Origin of the sequence: Nocardioides ureilyticus (assembly GCF_051280745.1) — a bacterium.
Classification (GTDB): Bacteria; Actinomycetota; Actinomycetes; order Propionibacteriales; family Nocardioidaceae; genus Nocardioides.
The window spans coordinates 81,857-103,248 of the sequence record NZ_JBNCOG010000007.1 but is presented as its reverse complement, the minus strand read 5'-3'; the positions used below and the strand labels follow the sequence as shown (position 1 = coordinate 103,248).

Annotated in this window: 21 protein-coding genes; 8 read left to right on the top strand and 13 right to left on the bottom strand. The window is 72.6% G+C overall.

Translation table 11 applies throughout. The features are described from left to right. Positions 1-23 precede the first annotated feature (23 nt). The 6 genes from ilvC to ACSMHG_RS05845 form a co-directional block, all read right to left on the bottom strand. Positions 24-1,052 (bottom strand): ketol-acid reductoisomerase, encoded by a 1,029-nt coding sequence (ilvC, locus tag ACSMHG_RS05870; RefSeq protein ID WP_435742588.1) that lies wholly within the window; start codon positions 1,050-1,052, stop codon positions 24-26. 103 nt (positions 1,053-1,155) lie between these two features. Continuing rightward, positions 1,156-1,695, bottom strand: a complete 540-nt coding sequence (gene ilvN / locus ACSMHG_RS05865; RefSeq protein ID WP_435742585.1) for an acetolactate synthase small subunit — start codon at positions 1,693-1,695, stop codon at positions 1,156-1,158. After that, the gene (locus tag ACSMHG_RS05860) at positions 1,692-3,455 is read right to left on the bottom strand and encodes an acetolactate synthase large subunit (protein WP_435742583.1); all 1,764 of its coding nucleotides are present in this window, start codon (positions 3,453-3,455) and stop codon (positions 1,692-1,694) included. Before ACSMHG_RS05860 ends, ilvN begins: the two co-directional genes overlap by 4 nt. Before the next feature lie 242 nt (positions 3,456-3,697). Further along, the gene (locus tag ACSMHG_RS05855; RefSeq protein ID WP_435742581.1) at positions 3,698-4,495 is read right to left on the bottom strand and encodes a 4a-hydroxytetrahydrobiopterin dehydratase; all 798 of its coding nucleotides are present in this window, start codon (positions 4,493-4,495) and stop codon (positions 3,698-3,700) included. After that, entirely contained in the window at positions 4,488-4,910 is a 423-nt protein-coding gene (locus ACSMHG_RS05850; protein ID WP_435742579.1) for a VOC family protein, read from the bottom strand. The genes ACSMHG_RS05855 and ACSMHG_RS05850 overlap by 8 nt, the downstream gene beginning before the upstream one ends. A 2-nt stretch (positions 4,911-4,912) precedes the next feature. Continuing rightward, complete coding sequence (locus ACSMHG_RS05845; protein ID WP_435742577.1) at positions 4,913-5,614, bottom strand: GNAT family N-acetyltransferase; 702 nt, start codon at positions 5,612-5,614, stop codon at positions 4,913-4,915. A 109-nt stretch (positions 5,615-5,723) separates the two neighbouring features. On the opposite strand from ACSMHG_RS05845, the gene ACSMHG_RS05840 reads away from it, so the two are divergent. Genes ACSMHG_RS05840 through ACSMHG_RS05830 form a run of 3 tightly spaced genes read left to right on the top strand, consistent with a single transcriptional unit; the run spans position 5,724 to position 7,885 of the window. Next, positions 5,724-6,686, top strand: a complete 963-nt coding sequence (locus tag ACSMHG_RS05840) for an ABC transporter ATP-binding protein (RefSeq protein ID WP_435742575.1) — start codon at positions 5,724-5,726, stop codon at positions 6,684-6,686. Then, positions 6,683-7,447, top strand: a complete 765-nt coding sequence (locus tag ACSMHG_RS05835; RefSeq protein ID WP_435742573.1) for a hypothetical protein — start codon at positions 6,683-6,685, stop codon at positions 7,445-7,447. The genes ACSMHG_RS05840 and ACSMHG_RS05835 overlap by 4 nt, the downstream gene beginning before the upstream one ends. Positions 7,448-7,489: 42 nt before the next feature. Further along, positions 7,490-7,885 carry a hypothetical protein gene (locus ACSMHG_RS05830; RefSeq protein ID WP_435742571.1) on the top strand — a complete coding sequence of 132 codons (396 nt, stop codon included), beginning with the start codon at positions 7,490-7,492 and terminating at the stop codon, positions 7,883-7,885. Here ACSMHG_RS05830 and ilvD read toward each other — a convergent pair. Together ilvD and ACSMHG_RS05820 are read right to left on the bottom strand one after the other, a co-directional pair. Next, positions 7,875-9,581 carry a dihydroxy-acid dehydratase gene (gene ilvD / locus ACSMHG_RS05825; RefSeq protein ID WP_435742569.1) on the bottom strand — a complete coding sequence of 569 codons (1,707 nt, stop codon included), beginning with the start codon at positions 9,579-9,581 and terminating at the stop codon, positions 7,875-7,877. The genes ACSMHG_RS05830 and ilvD overlap by 11 nt on opposite strands. An 80-nt stretch (positions 9,582-9,661) precedes the next feature. Beyond that, the gene (locus tag ACSMHG_RS05820; protein WP_435742567.1) at positions 9,662-10,750 is read right to left on the bottom strand and encodes a WD40/YVTN/BNR-like repeat-containing protein; all 1,089 of its coding nucleotides are present in this window, start codon (positions 10,748-10,750) and stop codon (positions 9,662-9,664) included. 43 nt (positions 10,751-10,793) lie between these two features. Here ACSMHG_RS05820 and ACSMHG_RS05815 point away from each other — a divergent pair, with 43 nt between their 5' ends. From ACSMHG_RS05815 to ACSMHG_RS05800, 4 genes are all read left to right on the top strand, one after another. Continuing rightward, on the top strand, positions 10,794-11,663 hold the full coding sequence (locus ACSMHG_RS05815; protein ID WP_435742565.1) for an EamA family transporter: 870 nt from the start codon (positions 10,794-10,796) through the stop codon (positions 11,661-11,663). 80 nt (positions 11,664-11,743) lie between these two features. Beyond that, positions 11,744-11,974 (top strand): hypothetical protein, encoded by a 231-nt coding sequence (locus ACSMHG_RS05810; protein WP_435742563.1) that lies wholly within the window; start codon positions 11,744-11,746, stop codon positions 11,972-11,974. 58 nt (positions 11,975-12,032) lie between these two features. Beyond that, positions 12,033-12,962: an alpha/beta fold hydrolase gene (locus ACSMHG_RS05805; RefSeq protein WP_435742561.1), complete on the top strand. Its 930-nt coding sequence runs from the start codon at positions 12,033-12,035 to the stop codon at positions 12,960-12,962. A gap of 1 nt (position 12,963) precedes the next feature. Beyond that, positions 12,964-14,175 carry a PQQ-dependent sugar dehydrogenase gene (locus ACSMHG_RS05800; protein ID WP_435742559.1) on the top strand — a complete coding sequence of 404 codons (1,212 nt, stop codon included), beginning with the start codon at positions 12,964-12,966 and terminating at the stop codon, positions 14,173-14,175. Between the two features lie 35 nt (positions 14,176-14,210). On the opposite strand, the gene ACSMHG_RS05795 is transcribed toward ACSMHG_RS05800, so the two are convergent. The 5 genes from ACSMHG_RS05795 to gatC all read right to left on the bottom strand — a co-directional run bounded on the left by ACSMHG_RS05795 (position 14,211) and on the right by gatC (position 20,631). Next, positions 14,211-15,569, bottom strand: coding sequence for a phospholipase D-like domain-containing protein (locus ACSMHG_RS05795; protein WP_435742557.1), 1,359 nt, complete (start codon positions 15,567-15,569; stop codon positions 14,211-14,213). Positions 15,570-15,680: 111 nt separating this feature from the next. Continuing rightward, positions 15,681-17,054, bottom strand: coding sequence for a phospholipase D-like domain-containing protein (locus ACSMHG_RS05790; RefSeq protein ID WP_435742555.1), 1,374 nt, complete (start codon positions 17,052-17,054; stop codon positions 15,681-15,683). Positions 17,055-17,249: 195 nt separating this feature from the next. Beyond that, on the bottom strand, positions 17,250-18,770 hold the full coding sequence (gene gatB, locus ACSMHG_RS05785) for an Asp-tRNA(Asn)/Glu-tRNA(Gln) amidotransferase subunit GatB (RefSeq protein WP_435742553.1): 1,521 nt from the start codon (positions 18,768-18,770) through the stop codon (positions 17,250-17,252). Continuing rightward, entirely contained in the window at positions 18,767-20,335 is a 1,569-nt protein-coding gene (gene gatA / locus ACSMHG_RS05780) for an Asp-tRNA(Asn)/Glu-tRNA(Gln) amidotransferase subunit GatA (RefSeq protein ID WP_435742551.1), read from the bottom strand. Before gatA ends, gatB begins: the two co-directional genes overlap by 4 nt. Beyond that, the gene (gene gatC, locus ACSMHG_RS05775) at positions 20,332-20,631 is read right to left on the bottom strand and encodes an Asp-tRNA(Asn)/Glu-tRNA(Gln) amidotransferase subunit GatC (protein ID WP_435742549.1); all 300 of its coding nucleotides are present in this window, start codon (positions 20,629-20,631) and stop codon (positions 20,332-20,334) included. The genes gatA and gatC overlap by 4 nt, the downstream gene beginning before the upstream one ends. Positions 20,632-20,761: 130 nt before the next feature. Between gatC and wrbA the strand changes: the two genes are divergently transcribed. After that, entirely contained in the window at positions 20,762-21,355 is a 594-nt protein-coding gene (gene wrbA / locus ACSMHG_RS05770; protein ID WP_435742547.1) for an NAD(P)H:quinone oxidoreductase, read from the top strand. The last annotated feature ends 37 nt before the right edge of the window (positions 21,356-21,392 follow it).

Below are 21,392 nucleotides of genomic sequence, written 5' to 3'. Positions count from 1 at the left end.
GCTGCCCGTGGTGTTCCCGGGGGTCAGCGGCTGGCGGTGCCCTCGGTGTAGTCCGAGTCGTGGCTCTTGACCCACGCCATCAGCTTGCGCAGCTCGCGGCCGGTCTGCTCGATGGGGTGCTGCTCGCCCTGCTCGCGGAACTTCTTGAACTCCGGCGAGCCGTTCTCCTGGTCGGTGATGAACCGCTCGGCGAACGCACCGTTCTTGATGTCCTCGAGGACGCCGACCATGTTCTGCTTCACGCGCTCGTCGATGACGCGCGGGCCGGAGACGTAGTCGCCGAACTCCGCGGTGTCGGAGACCGACCAGCGCTGCTTGGCGATGCCGCCCTCGTACATCAGGTCGACGATCAGCTTCAGCTCGTGCAGGCACTCGAAGTAGGCGACCTCCGGCTGGTAGCCGGCCTCGGTCAGCACCTCGAAGCCGTACTGGACCAGCTGCGAGGCGCCACCGCACAGGACCGCCTGCTCACCGAAGAGGTCGGTCTCGGTCTCCTCGGTGAAGGTGGTCTTGATGCCGCCGGCCCGCAGGCCGCCGATGCCCTTGGCGTAGGACAGCGCGAGGTCCCAGGCCTTGCCGGAGGCGTCCTTCTCGACGGCGACGAGCACGGGCACGCCGCGGCCGTCGACGTACTCGCGGCGCACCAGGTGGCCGGGGCCCTTGGGGGCGACCATGAAGACGTCGACCCCCTCCGGCGGGGTGATGTAGCCGAAGCGGATGTTGAAGCCGTGGCCGAACACGAGGGTGTCGCCCTCGGCGAGGTGCGGCTCGATCTCCTCGGCGTAGAGCTTCCGCTGGTGCTGGTCGGGGGCGAGGATGACGATGACGTCGGCCTCCTCGGCCGCCTCCGCCGGCGTGACGACCCGCAGGCCCTCGGCCTCGGCCTTCTCGCGGCTCTTGGAGCCCGGCTGCAGGCCGACGCGCACGTCGACGCCGGAGTCGCGCAGGGAGAGCGCGTGGGCGTGGCCCTGGCTGCCGTAGCCGATGACGGCCACGTTCTTGCCCTGGATCAGGGACAGGTCGGCGTCGTCGTCGTAGAACATCTCAGCCACGAGGGGCTTCTCCTTCGGTGTCGGGTGGTGCTGGTTCGTCAGTAGGTCTTGCTGGGCTTCGTGCGGGGCTTCGTGCGGGGCTTCGTGCGTGGACGCGGCGGGCTCAGACCGCCGCGGGGCGGGCCGGGACGGCCACCGGGCGGAGGCTCCGCTCCGAGATCGACCGCGAGCCGCGACCGATCGCGACCATGCCGGACTGGACGAGCTCGCGGATCCCGAACGGCTCCAGGACCCGCAGGAAGTCGGCGATCTTGCCGGCGTTCCCCGTGATCTGGATGGTGATCGCGTCGGGCGCCACGTCGATCACCTTGGCCCGGAACAGCTGGACCGTGTCGAGGACCTGGCCGCGCGTCTCGGCGGTGGCGGCGACCTTGACGAGCACCAGCTCCCGGGTGACCGAGGCCGTCGGGTCGAGCTCGACGATCTTGATCACCTCGACCAGCTTGTTGAGCTGCTTGGTCACCTGCTCCAGCGGCGACGACTCGACGTTGACCACGATGGTCATCCGCGAGACCTCGGGGTGCTCGGTCGGGCCGACCGCCAGGGAGTCGATGTTGAAGCCGCGGCGGCTGAAGAGGCCGGCGATCCGGGTGAGCACGCCCGGCTTGTTCTCCACCAGCACCGAGAGAGTGTGCTTGCTCATGCGGGCCTGACCTCCCAGTCGTCCTCGACCCGGTCGAACTCGGGGGCGAGGTCACGTGCGTACTTGATCTCGTCGTTGCTGGTGCCGGCGGCGACCATCGGCCACACCATGGCGTCGCGGTGGACCCGGAAGTCGACGACCACGGGCGTGTCGTCGATCGACATGGCCTTCTCGATGACCGAGTCGACGTCGTCGGGGCTCTCGCAGGCGAGGCCCACGCAGCCGTAGGCATCGGCCAGCTTGACGAAGTCGGGGATGCGCTTGGAGTGCAGGTCGGTGTTGGAGTAGCGCTCGTTGTAGAAGAGCGTCTGCCACTGCCGGACCATGCCGAGCGACTCGTTGTTGATGATCGCGACCTTGATGGGGATGTCGTTGATCGCGCAGGTGGCCAGCTCCTGGTTGGTCATCTGGAAGCAGCCGTCACCGTCGATGGCCCAGACCGTCGTGTCCGGGGCGCCGACCTTGGCGCCCATCGCGGCCGGGACGGAGTAGCCCATCGTCCCGAGACCGCCGGAGTTGAGCCAGGTGTTCGGCTTCTCGTAGCCGATGAACTGCGCCGCCCACATCTGGTGCTGGCCGACACCCGAGGTGAAGATCGTGTCCGGCCCGGAGACCTTGCCGAGCCGCTCGATGACGTACTGCGGGGAGAGCGTGCCGTCGGTGGGGACCTCGTAGCCCAGCGGGTACTTCTTCTTGATCCCGGCGAGGAACTGCACCCACGCCTCGAAGTCGCCGGTGTGCCCCGCGGCCTCCTCGGCGCGCAGCGCCGCGGTGAGCTCGGCGATCACCTCGCGGCAGTCCCCGACGATCGGCACGTCGGCATGGCGGTTCTTGCCGATCTCCGCCGGGTCGATGTCGGCGTGGATGACCTTGGCGTTCGGGGCGAAGGAGTCGAGGTTGCCGGTGACGCGGTCGTCGAACCGGGCGCCGAGGCTGATGATGAGGTCGGCCTTCTGCAGGCCCGCCACCGCGGAGACGGCCCCGTGCATGCCGGGCATGCCGAGGTGCTGCGGGTGGCTGTCCGGGAAGGCGCCGCGGGCCATCAGCGTCGTCACGACGGGCATGCCGGTGAGCTCGGCCAGGGCGCGCAGCTCGGCCGAGGCCCGCGCCCGGATGGTGCCGCCGCCGACGTAGAGGACCGGCCGTCGCGACTCGAGGACGAGCTTCGCGGCCTCGCGGATCTGCTTGGAGTGCGGCTTGGTCACCGGGCGGTAGCCGGGCAGGTGCAGCTCGGTGGGCCACGCGAACGTCGTCATCGACTGCAGCGCCGACTTGGCGACGTCGACCAGCACGGGACCGGGGCGGCCGGTGGAGGCGATGTAGAAGGCCTCGGCCACGGTCCGGGGGATGTCGGCCGGGTCGGTCACCAGGAAGTTGTGCTTGGTGATCGGCATGGTGATGCCGCGGATGTCGGCCTCCTGGAAGGCGTCGGTGCCGATCATCGACGCGCCCACCTGGCCGGTCACCGCGACCATCGGCACGGAGTCCATGTGCGCGTCCGCGATCGGCGTGACCAGGTTGGTGGCGCCCGGACCCGAGGTGGCCATGCAGACGCCCACCTTGCCGGTCGCCGCGGCGTACCCCTGCGCGGCATGGCCGGCGCCCTGCTCGTGGCGGACCAGGATGTGGCGGATCGAGGAGTCCATCAGCGGGTCGTACGCCGGGAGGATGGCGCCGCCGGGGATGCCGAAGAGCTCCGTGACCCCCGCCGCCTCCAGCGACGTGATCAGGCTCTGCGCGCCGGTTATCTGCTCGCTCATTCCTGCTTCCCCGTTCGGTGGTTCATCCGTGCTTGGCCAACAAAAAACCCCTCGGCCGGCAGGCGGCGAGGGGATGACGCGCGGCTGGAGCCAGGTGGCTCAGCCCACGCGTCGCGTGCGTACAAGAAGGTCCTGGCGCATGCGACCACCGTAGCGGCTCTGGCTCCGCGCCGTCATCCGGTCACGACTGCCGTCCCAGCATACGGGACGTCGGTCCCACATGCTGATAACGGGTCGGTCGGTCAGGAGCGGCCGAGCCAGGTCGTCACGCACGCCCGGTTGCCCTGCGCGTCGGCGAGCACCCAGAAGCTGGGCGCGCGGCCGTCGCTCACCAGGGTGCCGCCGGCCTCGACCGCCGCGCGCACGCGCCGCTCGGCCACCTCCGGGGGCACCCGCACGTCGAGGTGGAACCGCTGCTCCACGTCCTGCGCCGAGCGGGCGTCGGACTCCTGGAACCACAGCGTCGGTCCGCTCCCGGACGGGTCGCGGAGCTCGTCGGACGCCGCAGCCGAGACCTCGTAGCCCAGGACGGCGGCCCAGAACGCCTTGACCTCCGCGTGGTCGGGAGTGTCGAGCGCCAGCTCGAGCACCTGCAGGCGCTCGGGCTCCGCCGTCGCGCCGAGGCGCGCCGCGGCCTCGCTGACCCGCCGCGCCAGGCGGACGTCGCGCTGGGTGACGCCGCCGACGTCGTGGCTGGACAGGCGCACCACCACGGCGCCGTAGGTCAGGTCCACGTCGGGGTGGTGGTCGGCCTCGTCGGCCAGGCCGGCGATCTTCCCGACCAGGCGGGCGCCCGTGGCGAAGTCGCCGGTGGCGAACCGTGCGTGCAGCTGGTCGAACATCACCCGCCAGTCGTCGAGGAGCTCGGCCTCGACCTGGTGGCCGGAGAGCACGGTGCGGTCGTCCACGTCCGCACCGGTGGCGTTCATGGCCTCGCTCGGGATGCCCTCGGTGGGCTCGTCCTGGGAGGGGTTGTGGGGGCGGGGCCCACCCTGGATGCCGGGCTCGGCCGGCTCGACCTGCTCGCGGGGCTCACTCACGGGGCAGCACCTTCTCTCCGATGGGTCCGGGGTTGTGGGCGACCTCCCAGCGGTACCCGTCGGGGTCGGCGAAGTAACCGGTGTACCCGCCCCAGGACCGCTGCCGCGCCGGCTGGACGGGATCGGCCCCTGCCCGGCGGGCGACCTCCAGCACGTCGTCGACCTCACGCGGCGTCGCCACGTTGTGCGCGATGGTGAACGGTGCGACCCCGTCCCCGCCGGCGATGGGTCCGACCTCGGCCTCGAAGTGCTCGCGCTGCCACAGCGAGAGCACGACGTGGGGGCCGACCTCGATCATCACGACGTCCCCCGGGACCTCGAGCGCGGCGGTCCACCCGAGCCCGTCGCAGTAGAACCGGCGTGCCGCCTCGAGGTCGGCCACCGCGAGGGTGAGGAAGCTGATCCGCTGGTCCACGCCTACCTCCGGGTGAGCTCGGAGAGCGACGTGCGCTGCCGCCCGTCGGTGTCGAAGTTGGCTGGATCCAGCCAGCGCTCGTGCGCAGCCCGCACCTCGGGCCAGTCGTCGTCGGTGAGGGAGAACCAGTCGGTGTCACGGGTGCGCCCCTTGGTCACCATGTGCTTGCGGAACCGCCCCTCGTGGACGAACCCCAGCCGGGCCGCGGCCCGCCGCGACGGCTCGTTGAGGGAGTCGCACTTCCACTCGACCCGGCGGTAGCCCCAGCCGTCGAAGGCCTGCCGGATCATCAGGTGCAGCGCCTCGGTGGCGGCGCGGGTCCGTTGCAGCCGACGGGAGAGCAGGACGCTCGAGATCTCGATGACACCGTGGTCCGGCTCGACCCGCCAGTAGGTGGCCAGGCCCTCCGCGGAGCGCCCGTCGGGGACCAGGGCCAGGGTCAGCGAGCCGGTGTGCGCGGCCATCGTGGCCACCACGTCCCTGGCCATCGCGGCCACGTCGGTGGGCGGGTCGGTCGCCCGGTAGGTCCACAGGGCGGCGTCGTCCGGGCCGCAGAGCGCGTCGAAGAGCGGCTGGGCGTGGTCGGCGGACACCGGCTCCAGCGCCACGTGCCTGCCCTCGAGCCGCACCGGCGTGGGTGGCGTCCGCGGCTCCCACCCGACCACCTCGTCGCCGACCCGCTGCCCGTGCTCGTTCACCGCCACGGGCCCATCATGGGTGCCGGCCGCCGCTCCGGGAAGGTTGGGTGACCTCCACAGGACCTCCACACCTCCTGCCCCGTCCCCACGCCGTCCCGGTCCTACGGTCGCGAGCGTGATCAGCGTGCGAGGACTCTCCAAGCAGTACGGCGGGCAGTACGGCGGCGTGCGGGCCGTCGACGACCTGACCTTCGACGTGCCGACCGGCCGGGTGACCGGCTTCCTGGGACCCAACGGCGCCGGCAAGTCCACCACCATGCGGATGGTGGTGGGCCTGGACCGACCGACCTCCGGCACGGCCACGGTGAACGGCAGGCGGTACGCCGAGCTGTCCGCACCGCTGCACGAGGTCGGCGCCCTCCTGGACGCCGCCGCCATACACCCGGGCCGCACCGGACGGGCGCACCTGCGGATCGCGGCGCAGACCCACGGGATCCCGGTCGCACGCGTCGACGAGGTGCTCGACCAGGTCGGCCTCGCGGGCGCGGCCGGCCGGCGGGTCAAGGGGTACTCGCTCGGCATGCGCCAGCGGCTGGGGATCGCTGCCGCCCTGCTCGGGAACCCGCCGGTCCTGCTCTTCGACGAGCCGGTCAACGGCCTCGACCTCGACGGCGTGCGCTGGATCCGCTCCCTGGTCCGGGGCTTCGCCGACGAGGGACGGGCAGTACTCGTCTCCAGCCACCTGATGAGCGAGATGCAGCTGATCGCCGACCGGGTGGTGGTCATCGGCCGCGGCCGGCTGATCGCGGAGGCGGACGTCGACGACGTGCTGCAGCGCGCCGGCGGCCCCCTCGTGCGCGTCGAGACACCCGACCACGAACGGCTCGGCGCGGCGCTGGCGGACCGGGCGACGGTCGAGTGCCCGGCCCCCGGCCGGCTGGAGGTCGTCGGGATGGCCGCGAGCGACGTCGGCGAGGCGGCGCACGCGCTCGGCGTCCGCCTGCACCTGCTGGCGGAGGCGGAGCATTCGCTCGAGCAGGCCTACCTCTCCCTCACCGAGGACAGCGTCGTGCACCACGGGCACCTCGCCGAGCCGGCTGCTGACGACGCCGGCACCACCGCGGGCGGTGCACGATGAGCGGCGCAGCCGTGCTGGCCCGCACGAGCCGCGCCGAGTGGTCGCGGGTGTGGTCGCTGCGCTCGAGCTGGGTCCTCGCGGCCGTCACGGTCCTCGCCATGGTGGGCCTCGGCAGCCTGATCGGCGTGGACGCCGCTCGTGACCCGTCGCTGCCGGCCGACGCCACCGGCTGGGACGGGAGCCGGCCCACGGTGATGTTCGCGCTCTTCGGGATCCTGGCGCTGGCGGTGGTGGCGGGCACGGCCGACCACGGCACCGGCGGGATCGTGACGACACTCCAGTGGACACCTCGCCGGGGGCTGCTGCTGCTGGCCCGCGTGGCCGTGGTGGCAGGCACGGCGACCGTGGTCGGGGTGGCTGCGGTGGTCGCTGCGAGCGGCGTCGTGGCGCTCTGGGCGCCGGAGGTCGGCCTGCCACTGGCTGAGGGGGTCGAGACCCTCGCCGGGGTGGCCTACGTCCACGGCGCGGGGGCCCTGCTCGCCGTCGGCCTGGGCCTGGCCCTGCGGAGCACCGCGGGCGCGCTGGTGACCGTCATCGCCCTCGTGCTGGTGCTGCCCCTCCTCCTGGTGCAGCTGCCCTACGACTGGACCACCACGCTGGCGGCCGCCATGCCCGGCGAGAGCGCCCTCTTCCTGATCTTCGGCGAGAGCCCGGTGGACGGCATGACCGAGCTCTCCGCTCGGCTCACGCTGGCCGCGTGGGCCGTCGCCGCGGTCGCCGCCGGCGGCTGGCGCCTGATCCGCACCGACGCCGACCACTGATCCAGGCCACCGACACGAGTCACCCACCACCACGGAGGAACCATGCGCACCACGACTCCCTACCGGCTCGGCCTCGCTCTCGCCGCCGGCACCGGACTCCTGCTCGTCCTGCTGTCCGGGGCGGTGGGCATCGTCGGCGCGGGCGGCGAGGCCGACCGCCCCTACCTCGCGGTCCTGGCCGTGCTCGTGCTCGGCTCCGTCGTCGCGCGCCTGCGACCGGGTGGGATGGCCTGGGCACTGGCGGCCACGGCGCTGGCCCAGGGCATCGCCACGGCCGTCGCACTGGCGACGCTGCCCGCCGGCGTCGAGCCCTCGGTGCTCGACGCCATCGGCATCACGCTGGGCTTCATGGCGCTCTTCGGCGCGGCGGCCTGGCTCTTCAGCCGGGCCGACACCGCCGGCCGCACGCAGCGGCCGGGCGGCGCCGTCAGCTGGTGACCGCGCCGTGCGCGGCCGAGCGCACGGTGGCGGCGTACTTGCCCAGCACGCCGCGGGTGTACTTCGGCGGGTTCGGCACCCAGCCCTCGCGGCGGACGTCCCAGTCGTCGATCTCGACCTCGAGCGTGCGGTTCAGCACGTCCAGGGTGATCCGGTCGCCGTCGCGGACGAAGGCGATGGGGCCGCCGTCCACCGCCTCCGGAGCGACGTGGCCGACGCACAGCCCGGTCGTGCCGCCGGAGAACCGGCCGTCGGTGAGCAGGAGGACGTCCTTGCCGAGGCCAGCGCCCTTGATGGCCCCGGTGATCGCGAGCATCTCGCGCATGCCCGGACCGCCCTTGGGGCCCTCGTAGCGGATCACGACGACGTCGCCGGCGACGATCCGCCCCTCCGACAGGGCGTCCATGGCGGCGCGCTCGCCGTCGAAGACCCGCGCCGTGCCGCTGAACACGGACTCGTCGAACCCGGCCGACTTCACGACGGCACCCTCGGGAGCCAGCGAGCCCTTGAGGATCGTGAGGCCGCCCGACTTGTGGATCGGGCGGTCGAGCCTGCGGATGACGTCGTCGTCGAGGGCCGGCGGTGCGAGCCGCTCGAGGTTCTCCGCGAGCGTCCTGCCCGTGACGGTCAGGCAGTCGCCGTGCATGAGGCCCGCGTCCAGCAGTGCCTTCATGACCACCGGGATGCCGCCGATCTTGTCGACGTCGTTCATCACGTAGCGGCCGAACGGCTTGAGGTCGCCCAGGTGCGGCACCTTGTCGCCCACCCGGTTGAAGTCGTCGATGGTCAGGTCGACCTCGGCCTCGCGCGCCATCGCCAGCAGGTGCAGCACGGCGTTCGTGGAGCCGCCGAGGGCCATGACCACGGTGATGGCGTTCTCGAACGCCTCCTTGGTCATGATCTGGCGAGCGGTGATGCCCTGGCGCAGCATGTTGACGACCGCCTCGCCGGAGCGGTGGGCGAAGCCGTCGCGACGGCGGTCCACCGCCGGCGGCGCCGCCGAGCCCGGGAGCGACATGCCGATGGCCTCGGCGACCGACGCCATCGTGTTGGCGGTGTACATCCCGCCGCACGCGCCCTCGCCCGGGCAGATCGCGCGCTCGATGCGGTCGACCTCCTCGCGGCTGATCTTGCCCGCCAGGCAGGCACCGACGGCCTCGAAGGCGTCGATGATCGTGACGTCGCGACCGTCGACCTGGCCGGGCATGATCGAGCCGGCGTAGAGGAAGACGCTGGCCAGGTCGAGCCGGGCCGCAGCCATCATCATGCCGGGCAGCGACTTGTCGCAGCCGGCGAGGAGCACCGAGCCGTCGAGCCGCTCGGCGTTCATGACGACCTCGACGGAGTCCGCGATGACCTCGCGGGAGACCAGCGAGAAGTGCATGCCCTCGTGGCCCATTGAGATGCCGTCGGAGACCGAGATGGTGGCGAACTCCAGCGGATAGCCGCCGGCCGCGTGCACGCCGTTCTTGACCGCCTTGGCCAGCCGGTCGAGCGGCAGGTTGCACGGCGTGATCTCGTTCCAGCTCGAGGCGACGCCGATCTGCGGCTTGGCGAAGTCCTCGTCCCCCATGCCCACCGCGCGGAGCATGCCCCGGGCCGCGGCACGCTCGAGGCCGTCGGTGACGTCGCGCGAGCGCGGCTTGATGTCGGGCTGGGTCTGGGCCGGGTCCTGCCGGGGGTCCTGCTCGCTCATGCGCCCCAGCCTAGTTGCGCCGCCCGACCCCGACGGGCGGGTCTCAGCCGCTGTGACGAGCGGTACGACGTGGCCGCGCCTCAGATCGCCGCCGCCCGGACCACGAGGACGTCGGGGAGGCCGTCCACGAGGCACCGCCAGGTCTCGCCGGCGTCGGCGGAGCCCCAGACCGTGCCGTTGCGCGCACCGAGGTAGAGCCCGGCTGCGTCGTGGTCGTCGGCGCACATCGCGTCGCGCAGCACCGTCACGTAGAAGCCGTCCGGCAACCCGGCGCCGAGCTCCTCCCACGTGCCGCCGGCGTCGCACGAGCGCCACACCCGGGCCCTCGCCCCCGGCGGGTACCGGCCCGCGCCGCCGCTGTTGGGGAAGACGAAGACCGTGTCCGGGTCGTGCGGGTGCACGACGACCGGGAAGCCGAAGTCGGCCGGCAGCCCGGCGCCGATGTCGGTCCAGGTCGCCGCATGGTCGTCGGAGCGGTACACGCCCCCGTGGTTCTGGAGGTAGAGGCGCTCGGGCCGGGCCGGGTGCCGCGTGATCTTGTGGACGCACTGGCCGAACTCGGGGTACTGCTGCCCCTCGGGCAGGAAGTCGGCGCGGATGCCGACGTTGCGCGGCTGCCACGACGCCCCGCCGTCGCCGGTCTGGTAGACGCCGCCGGTCGAGAGGGCGACGGTCACCGAGCTGGGGTCGGTCGGGTGCGGCAGCACGGTGTGGAAGGCCTGCCCGCCGAAGCCCTCGCTCCACTCGGGGCGGTGCGGATGCTCCCAGAGCGACCGCACCAGCTCGAAGCTCTCCCCGCCGTCGGAGGAGCGGAACACGGCGCCCGGCTCCGTCCCGGCCCACACCACACCGGCCTCGGACCCCGGCACGAGCTGCCAGACCCGCTCGACGCTCGCGTCGACGTCCTCGGGGAAGCGGACGGCGCCGCCGGGAGTGTCCTGCCAGGTGACCCCCAGGTCGTCGGAGCGCCAGACCTGCGGGCCGAGCCAGCTCGACGACGCACCGGCCAGCAGCCTCGGTCGCCCACCCCGCAGGTCGACCGCGCACGAGTAGACCTCCTCCATGTCGAAGTGCGGGCCGGTGAGCTCCCACTCCGCACGCGCCTCGTCCGAGCGCGCCAGCCACAGACCTTTGCGCGTGCCCACCACCAGGATCGTGCTGCGGGCCATGCCCCGCTCCTTCCGTCGACGACGTCTCCCCTACCGTGACCCGGTGCCGACGCCGAACTCATCGCTCCGGGTCTCCCCGGTCTGGCTGGTGCTGGCGGGTATCGCGTCGGTGCAGGGTGGCGCGGCGGTGGCCAAGAGCCTCTTCGACGAGGTGGCGCCGACCACCATCGTGTGGCTGCGCCTGGTCACCAGCGCCCTGGTCCTCGTGGCGGTGGCGCGACCGGTCCTGCGCGGCAAGTCGCGGCACGACTGGCTCGTCGTGCTCGGGTACGGCGCATCGCTCGGGACCATGAACTGGGCGATCTACCAGTCCTTCCAACGGATCCCGCTCGGCATCGCGGTCACCATCGAGTTCGTGGGGCCGCTCGCGCTGGCGGTCCTCGGCTCGCGCCGCGCCCGGGACCTGGTCTGGGTCGGCCTCGCCGGATGCGGCGTGCTGCTCCTGGGCTTCGAGCGGGCCGACCTGGACCCGGCCGGGATCGCCTTCGCCGTGCTCGCCGGCGTCGCCTGGGCGGCGTACATCCTGCTCAGCGCGGAGACCGGGGGCCGCTGGCGCGGGCTCGACGGCCTGGCGGTCGCCAGCGTCGTGGCCACACTGATGCTCAGCCCGCTGGCGCTGGGCCGGTACGGCGAGCAGCTCGTCGACCCGCGCCTGATCGCCCTCGGGGCGCTCGTCGGGCTGCTCAGCTCGGTCATCCCCTACACCTGCGAGCTCGTCGCCCTCCGATCGATCCGGCCCTCGGTCTTCGGCATCCTGATGAGCCTCGAGCCGGCCGCAGCCGCGCTGGCCGGGATCCTGGTCCTCGGCGAGCTGCTGGCACCGGTGCAGTGGCTGGCGATGGCCTTCGTCGTCGCGGCGAGCGTCGGGGCCACCCGGTCGGGCCGCACGATCGCCGACCCGGTGCCCGACTGAGCCGGCCTCCGCCGGGCCCGTTCACCGAGCCGACACACGAGCGTGACCCGGTGGTCGTGCACGGCTCGTAGCGTCGGGGCATGCCACCGCGCCAGCTCCTCCACCTCGTCCTGGACCGGGCGCGCCAGTGGCCGGTGGAGTCACAGCTGCAGGCGCGTCGCAATGCGATGGTCGCCGCCACCGCCCTGACCCAGCGACGCGCCGAGCACGACGAGGTGGAGGCGTACCTCGCGGCGCTCCACGGCCAGCACCGGGAGCGGACGGCCCCGACGTCCGCGGCCGCCGAACGGGGCCACCTGCGCCACGGCTGAGCCGCTGGCCGCGCGGCGGAGCCCCCCGCCGGTCGGCGCACTCTGGCACGCTTGACCCATGCCGAGGTCCGTGTCCGTCACCGCGCCGCCACCGACGATCGCCTTCCGCGACGTGCTCTCCGACGACGGGACGCGCCTGCGCGCCTGGACGAACGACCCCGACGGCCGCATCGACGGCCCCACCGTGGTGCTGTGCAACGGCCTCGGCACCAGCGCCTTCGCCTGGCCGGCGCTGCTGGACCCCGACTGCGGGGTGCGGGTCGTGTCCTGGAACCACCGCGGCGTCGGCGGGTCGGACCGGCCCACGGACCACGACGCCGTCGGCATCGACTCCTTCGTCGAGGACGCGCTGTCGGTGATGGACCACTTCGCCGTCGACCGGGCCGTGCTGGTCGGCTGGTCGATGGGCGTCAACACGATGTTCCAGCTGGCCTACGACCACCCCGAGCGGGTGACGGCGCTCTTCGCGGTCGCCGGCGTGCCCGGCGACACCTACGCCACCATGCTCGCCCCCCTCCGCCTGCCGCGCCTCGCGGCCCGCAGCCTCACGGTCGGCCTCGCCCGCGCGCTGAAGGCAGGCGGCAGGGTCCTCACCCCGGTGACCCAGCGGCTCCCCGTCGGCGACCGGGCCGTCGCCGTGCTCAGCCACACCGGCCTGATGTTCCCCGTCGCCGACCCGCAGCTGACCGCGGCCGCGGTGAAGGAGTTCCTCACCACGCCGATCGACTGGTACTTCCACATGGCGTCGGCGACCGCGCTGCACCAGCGGGTCTCCCTGCGCGGCATCTCCGTGCCCTGCGTCTTCGTCGCCGGGAAGTGGGACCTCCTGGCCGGCGCCCGCGACATGCGCACCGCCGCCGCCCGGGTCCAGGACGGCACCTACGTCGAGCTGAACGGCTCGCACTTCATCCAGATGGAGCACCCCGCCGAGGTGCACCGGCTTCTGCTCGACCTGCTCGCCCGCGTGGCCGACGAGCGGACGGCCTGACGTGCCCGCCCCGCAGCGCCGCCGAGCCCGCGCCGTACGCCAGGGGCTCGCGTCGCTCGCCGTCGCCCCGCTCCTCCTCGCCCTCGCCGCCTGCGGCCAGGGCGGGAACGAGGTCGACCTGGAGGTGACGGGGACCGGCTCGGCCCAGCCGACGGACGGGCCGACGAGCTCGCCCTCCGACCCGACCGGGAGCGCGTCCCCCTCCGCGACCGGTGACGCGCAGACCACCCTCGAGACCTCCGCCCGGCCGAAGGTCGTCGGCACGGTCGCCACCGGCCTGGAGGTGCCGTGGGGGCTGGCCTTCCTGCCCGACGGCGACGCGATCGTCACCGAGCGGGACAGCACCCGGGTGGTGCGGGTCAGCCCCGAAGGGGACGTCACGGAGCTCGGGACGGTCGCGATCGCCGAGCCCGGCGTCGAAGCCGGCCTGCTCGGCGTCACCCCCTCCCCCGACTTCGCGTCCGACCGGCTCCTCTACCTCTACGTCTCGACGGCCGAGGACAACCGCGTCGTCCGTGCGGACCTGGAGGGCGACCGGCTCGGGCCGGTGGAGCCGGTCCTCACCGGCATCCCACGCGGCGCCATCCACGACGGCGGTCGGCTGCTCTTCGGTCCGGACGGCTACCTCTACGTCTCCACCGGAGAGGCCGGTGAGCCGCCGCGCGCCCAGGACCGCGACGACCTCGGCGGCAAGATCCTGCGGATCACGCCCGACGGCGAGCCCGCGCCGGGCAACCCGTTCGACTCACCGGTGTGGTCGTGGGGCCACCGCAACGTCCAGGGGCTCGCCTTCGACGACCGCGGACGGCTGTGGGCCTCGGAGTTCGGCGACAGCACCTGGGACGAGCTCAACCTGATCGAGGCGGGGGCCAACTACGGGTGGCCCGCGGTCGAGGGCCGGCCGGAGGGGGGCGCGGGCGGCGACTTCGTCGACCCGCAGGTGCAGTGGAGCACCGACGAGGCCTCGCCCTCGGGCCTGGCCTTCACCGGTGACCATCTCTACCTCGCCGCGCTCCGCGGCGAGCGGCTGTGGCGAGTGCCGGTCACCGGTGACGGCGCCGGGAAGGCGAGGTCGTTCTTCGTCGGCGACCACGGCCGGATGCGGACCGTGGCGGTGGCGCCCGACGGGATGCTGTGGGTGACCACGAGCAACCGCGACGGCCGCGGCGACCCCCGGCCGGACGACGACCAGATCCTGCTCGTCCGGCCCTGACGCCGCAGCCCTGCAGGACGTCGGCTGCGAGGACGTCAGCCCCGCGGGATGAGGGCGTAGGGGTCGACCCCGTCCACGCGGCTGCCGAGCGGCAGGTGCTCGGGGAGCACGACCGGCGCCGGGGCGCTGGTGCTCGTGCGGCCGGCGACCGTGCGGCTACCCGTCCGCGGCGGCGGGTTGCGGTAGAGCCAGTCGATCCAGCGGTTGTAGCGCTGCAGCACGCCCTTGCGCTTGATCCGCATCACGACCTCGTCGCTGGCCAGCGCGGCCGGCGACCAGTTGGCCGACCCGTTGATCGTCACCCACGCGCTGCGGTCGCGCCCGTAGTGGCCCTTGACCGTCATCACCTTCATGTGGAGGTACCGGTCGTAGACACCGTCCCCGTTCGGGTCCTGGGTGATCTGGCGCATCGGCACCGGCCGGGCACCCTCGCGCCGCAGGATCCGCAGCACCTCGTTGCCGGCGACGGCGTACACGATCCGGACGTCGCAACCCCGGTTCTGCTTGCGCCGGACCGCCCAGGCGATCTTCTTGCCCCGCTCCCCGTGCCACGAGGTCATCGCGATGCGGATCTTCGTGCGGCCGCCCTTGTTGTTCCGCGCCCCGGTGCAGGAGACCTTGCCGAGCTCCCGTCGGACGGGGTCGCCCTTCGTGCCCGACCCCCGCCAGGGGTAGGTCATCACCGTGGTGTCGCCGAAGCGGCGCGCCCGATAGGGCTGGTCGACGTTGCGGTCGCGGTACATCTGGGCGAAGACGGTCTTCATCTCGCGGTAGACGGCCTTCTTGCCCCGGATGGTGTACACGTCGTTCCACTGCCCGTACGCCGCCAGGTCGGTGGCGTTCGCCGAGCCGTTCATCACCACCCAGCGGGCCTTGCCCGCCTTGCTGAAGAGGAAGAACTTCGAGTGGGCGATCCCGCCGCGGCCGCGGCAGGCGCTGACGCACTTGCGCAGCCCGCTGCGCAGGCCGGCGCGGCGGTTGTCGTTGCCCTGCTTCAGCGCCCGCTGCAGCCGGTCGATGCCGTGGTTGGGGTTCTCCGGGTTGGCGTTGAGACGGTCGATGACCACCTTCACGCCCACCCGTCGCTTCTGGTGGGCGCGGATGAGTGCGTCGACGACGTCGTCGCTGCGGATGTTCCAGCTCGCGATCTTGATCTGCCCCTTGCGCGGCACGGCGTTGATCGACCGGATCAGGTGTCCGATGACCTGCCGGCGCGCCTCGCGGTCACCGAGCGGGTTGTTCGTGCGCACCCCGGCCGGCGGCGTGTAGCGCGCCGCCTCCGCGGGGACCGCCAGCGGACCGACGAGCAGCGCGAGCGTGGTCGCCAACGCCACGAGCAGGGCGCCCGGTGTCACCACCGCCCGGGCGGGACGGACAGACAGTCGATCGGTCATCGGCCAGGCACTCCGCGGGGTTCGGTCGGTCGTCGGACGTCGGCGAGGACGGTAACAACCGGTCCAGACATCCCCCGAAACGGCGCGCCGCACTCGCCGCGACGAGTCGGGTCAGTGCGCCTCGACCGCGTCCCGCGGGTGCACGCTCGAGACCGTCCGGCGCCCCGTGACCAGCCGCAGGAACGTCGGCTCCGGCGGATTGCGGTACAGCACGTCGATCCAGCGGTTGTAGTCGCGCAGCACCGGCTTGCGGCGGATCCGGAGGACGGCCTCGTCGCTGTTGAGCACCGCCGGTGACCAGTTCGCCGACCCGTTGAGGGTGACGTACGCCGAGCGCTCGCCGTGGTAGCGCCCCTGGATGGTGAGCACCTTCATGTGCAGGTACCGGTCGTAGACGCCGTCCGCGTCGAAGTCCTGGGTGATCTGCCGGATCCGCACCGGCCGACGGCCCTCGCGCCGCAGGATGCGCAGCACCTCGTTGCCCATGACGGCGTAGACGATCTTGACGTTGCAGCCGCCGTTCTGCATCTGGCGCACCCGCCAGGCCAGGTCGGTGCCCCGGTCGCCGAACCAGCTGGTCATGGCGATCCGGACCTTGGTGCGGCCGCTGGCGGTGTTGCGGGCGCCCCGGCAGCGCACGGCGCGGAGCTCGCGCAGCGCCGGATCGACCCGGCCGGCCCGCGGCCCTGCGTAGGGGTAGAACATCGCGGTGACCGGCCCGGTCCGGTGCTGGGTGAACGCCTTGCGCACGGGCCGGTCCCGCCACATCTGCGCGAACGTCCGCCGGAACGCGGCGTACACCGGCCGCTTGCCACGGACGGTGTAGAGGTCGTTCCACTGATTGCTCGAGGCGAGGTCGGTGGCATTGAAGGAGCCGTTCATGACCACCCACCGCGCCCGTCCGGTGGCGCGGAAGAGGAAGAACTTCGCGTGCGAGATGCCCGTGGTGCCGCGGCAGGAGCTGATGCAGGACTTCAGGTGGCTGCGCCGGCCCGGCGGCCGGGACCGGTTGCCGTGGCGTGCCAGCTCCCGGGCCAGCCGCTGCACTCCGGGATTGGGGTCCTCACGGGTGCCCATGTTGCCGCGGGACATGATCACCCGCACCGAGGCGCCGCGGCGGTGGGCGCCGATGAGAGCGGCGACCAGACCGTTGTTGCGGACGTTCCAGCTGGCGATCCGGATCTCGCCGCGGCGGGGCGTGTGGTCGACCGCCAGGATGATCTGACGGATGATCCGGCGGCGCTGGTCCCGGTCGCCGAGCGGGTTGTTGAACGTCACGCCCGCACGTGGCCGCCACCCCGCGCGGCTGTCCCGCCGCGCCGACGGGGCGCTCGCGGCTACGTCGGTCGCGGCGTGCGCCGCGCTGCTCGCGGTCACCCGGGCCGGCGCCGAGGTCGCCGGCGCGGCGGCCAGCAGGGGGACGAGGACGGCGAGGACCGTGCTCGTGACGAGCACGGCCGTGGCGCGGCGGACGGCGGGCAGCACGGCACTCCTGGAGGCAGCAACGATCAGAGGCGGCCGCGTCGCGGCCGTCGCGCCAAGGCTAAGCGCCGTCACTCCCGCCACACGCGTCACACGCCGAGCGCGCGCGCCGCATGTAACGCGACGTTCGCCGCACCATCCGCACGTTGCAGCGGGCAGGAACAGCGGCAAACGTCGCGTTACATGGCCGGTGGCCGGTCAGCTGAGCTTCTCGAGCACCAGCTCCCGGACGCGCGCGGCGTCGGCCTGGCCGCGCATCTCCTTCATCACCGCGCCGATGAGCGCACCGGCGGCCGCGACCTTGCCGTCCCGGATCTTGTCGGCGACGTCGGGGTTCGCGGCGATCGCGTTGTCGACGGCGGTCGAGAGCGCGCCCTCGTCGGAGACGATCGCGAGGCCACGCTTCTCCACGACCTCGTCGGGCGTCCCCTCGCCGGCCAGCAGCCCGTCGAAGACCTGGCGGGCGAGCTTGTCGTTGATCGCACCGGAGTCGACGAGCACCTGCACCCGGGCCACGTCGACGGGCGAGACGCCGAGGGCGCTGAGCTCGGTGCCGGCCTCGTTGGCGCGGCGGGCCAGCTCGGAGAGCCACCACTTGCGAGCGGCCTGCGGCGAGGCGCCCGCGGCGATGGTCTCCTCGACCAGCCCCAGCGCCCCGGCGCCGACGGTGTCGCGCATCTCCAGGTCGGAGAAGCCCCACTCGGCCTGCAGCCGCGCCCGCTTCTGCGTCGGGTTCTCCGGCAGCGTCCCGCGCAGCTCCTCGACCCACTGCCGCGACGGCGCGACGGGGACGAGGTCGGGCTCGGGGAAGTAGCGGTAGTCCTCGGCGTCGGACTTCTCCCGGCCGCTCGTGGTGACGCCGGTGTCCTCGTGCCAGTGCCGGGTCTCCTGCAGGATGGAGCCGCCTCCGGCGAGGATCGCCCCGTGGCGCTGCATCTCGTGGCGGACGGCCCGCTCGACCGAGCGCAGCGAGTTCACGTTCTTGGTCTCGGTGCGGGTGCCGAGCGTGCCGGAGCCCTTCGGTGACAGCGAGAGGTTGACGTCGGCGCGAATCGACCCCTGGTCCATCCGCGCGTCGGAGACGCCGAGGGCGATGATCAGCTCGCGCAGCTGCGCGACGTACGCCCGGGCGATCTCCGGGGCCCGCTCCCCTGCTCCGACGATCGGCTTCGTGACGATCTCGATGAGGGGGATGCCGGCCCGGTTGTAGTCGACCAGCGAGTAGTCGGCCCCGTGGATCCGGCCGGAGGTGCCGACGTGGAGCGACTTGCCGGTGTCCTCCTCCATGTGGGCCCGCTCGATCTCCACGCGGAACGTCTCGCCCTCGCCGTCCTCGGTCGGGACGGTGACGTCCATGAAGCCCTCGAAGGCGATCGGCTCGTCGTACTGCGAGGTCTGGAAGTTCTTCGGCATGTCCGGGTAGAAGTAGTTCTTCCGCGCGAACCGGCACCACTCCGCGATCTCGCAGTTGAGGGCCAGTCCGATCCGGATCGCCGCCTCGACGGCCTTGCCGTTGACCACCGGCATCGCCCCGGGGAGGCCCAGGCAGGTCGGGCAGACCTGGGTGTTCGGCTCGGCACCGAACTCCGTGGGGCACCCGCAGAACATCTTCGAGGCGGTGCTGAGCTCGACGTGGACCTCCAGGCCCAGCGCCGGGTCGTACGACGCCAGCACGTCGTCCCAGGGCATCAGCGCCTCGCGCGCGCTCGTGGTGGTCATCGGGAGTCCTCTCGCTGGTCGAGCTTGTCGAGACCGGGTGCCTGGGCTAGCCCTTCGACGGGCTCGGGAGGGACCAGCGGGCCGCCCCACTGCTCGATCAGCGCGGCCTCGAGGGCGGCGCCGACCCGGTAGAGACGGTCGTCGGCCAGGGCGGGGGCCAGGATCTGGAACCCGGCCGGCAGGCCGTCCTCGTCGGCCAGACCGCTCGGCAGCGACATGCCGGGGATGCCGGCGAGGTTGGCCGGGATGGTGGCGAGGTCGTTGAGGTACATCGCCAGCGGGTCGTCGAGCTTCTCCCCCAGGCGGAACGCCGTGGTCGGCGCCGTGGGCGAGACCAGCACGTCGGCCCGCTCGAAGGCTGCATCGAAGTCCCGGCCGATCAGCGTGCGCACCTTCTGCGCCTGGCCGTAGTAGGCGTCGTAGTAGCCGCTGGAGAGTGCGTACGTGCCGAGGATGATCCGGCGCTTGACCTCGTCGCCGAAGCCGGCGTCGCGGGTCGCCCGCATGACCTCCTCGGCGCTCGGGTTCTCCACGCCCTCGGGTCGCACCCGCAGGCCGTAGCGCATGGCGTCGAACTTGGCGAGGTTGCTGGAGGCCTCGCACGGCATGACGAGGTAGTAGGTCGCCAGCGCGTGCACGAAGCTCGGGCAGGAGACCTCGACGACCTCGGCGCCGGCCTTGACCAGCAGGTCGACCGACTCCTGGAAGCGCGCCTGGACGCCGGCCTGGTAGCCCTCGCCCTGCAGCTCCTTGATGACCCCGACGCGGACGCCGGTCAGGTCGCCGGCCGCGCCCTGCTGCGCCGCGGCGACCAGGGCCGGGAGCGGCTGGTCGATGCTCGTGGAGTCGAGCGGGTCGTGGCCGCCGATCAGCTCGTGCAGCAGCGCGGAGTCGAGCACCGTCCGGGTGACCGGGCCGACCTGGTCCAGGGAGTTGGCCATGGCGACCAGGCCGTAGCGCGAGATGCCGCCGTACGTCGGCTTCACGCCGACCGTGCCGGTGACTGCCCCCGGCTGGCGGATGGATCCGCCGGTGTCGGTGCCGAGGGCCAGCGGCGCCTCGAACGCGGCCACCGCGGCAGCCGACCCGCCGCCGGAGCCTCCGGGGATCCGGTCGAGGTCCCACGGGTTGCGGGTGGGGCCGTACGCCGAGTGCTCCGTGGAGGAGCCCATGGCGAACTCGTCCATGTTGGTCTTGCCGAGGATCGGCAGGCCGGCCTCCTTGAGGCGCCGGACCACCGTGGCGTCGTACGGCGGCACCCAGCCCTCGAGGATCTTCGACCCACAGGTCGTGGGCATGCCGGTCGTGGTCAGCACGTCCTTCACGGCGATCGGGACGCCGTCGAGCCGCGAGGCCGGCGTGCCCGCGGCGCGGCGGGCGTCGGACTCCGCGGCCTGGGCCAGGGCCGTCTCCGCGTCGACGTGAAGGAACGCGTGCACCGCGCCGTCCACCGCCGCGATGCGGTCCAGGTGCGCCTGGGTCAGCTCGACCGAGGTGGTCTCGCCGGCGGCCAGCGCGTCGGCGAGCTGGGCGGCGGTCCGGGTCTCAGGGGTAGCGGCGGTCACTGCTCGTCCCCCAGGATCCGCGGCACGGCGAAGCGCTGCTGCTCCACCTCGGGCGCCATCGCGAGCGCCTCCTCCGGCTTCAACGAGGGCGTGACCACGTCGTCGCGGAAGACGTTGGTCAGCGGCAGCGGGTGCGACGTCGGAGGGACGTCCTCGCCGGCGACGCCGCTGATCGAGGCGACCGACTCCAGGATCACCGACAGCTGCGGGGCAAGGTGGTCGAGCTCGGCGTCGTCCAGGTCGATCCGGGCGAGGTTCGCCAGGTGCGCGACCTCGTCACGCGTTATCTCAGGCATGGGCTCAATCCTAGGAGCCGCTCCCGTTTGCCGGCGCGCCGGTGGGGCACCGGATCGATTGAAACGTCAACCGACGCGTGGACCGAGTCCCAGCTCGCCCCGCACCCTTTCTCGGACGGAGACCCACCCGATGACCAACCTGGCGATCATCTACTACTCCAGCTACGGCACCACCCACCGGATGGCCCAGCGCGTCGCGGAGGCGGCGGAGAAGCAGGGCGCCGACGTGCGCCTCCGCCACGTCGCGGAGACCGCGCCGTCGGAGGTCGTCGAGGGCCAGGAGGCCTGGGCGGCCCACCGTCGCGAGGTCGAGGACCAGCCGGTGGCCACGCCCGAGGACCTCGACTGGGCCGACGCCGTCGTCTTCGGCTCCCCCACCCGCTACGGGCACGTCACCAGCCAGCTGCAGGCCTTCATCGACACCCTCGGCCCGCTCTGGGGGCAGGGCAAGCTGGCCGACAAGGTCTACACCGCCTTCACCTCCTCCCAGACCAAGCACGGTGGCCAGGAGTCGACCCTGCTCGCGATGCACACGACGTTCTGCCACTTCGGCGGCATCATCGTCCCGCCGGGCTACACCGACCAGCTGAAGTTCAACGACGGCAACCCGTACGGCGTCGGCAAGGTCACCGGCCAGTCCACCGAGCTGAACGACGACGACTACGCGGCCCTGGACCACTTGGTCGCCCGCGCGCTCACCGTCGCGGGGAAGCTCGCGTCCTGAGCGACCCCGGGCGCGCTGGACCGCTGCTGCAGGAGTC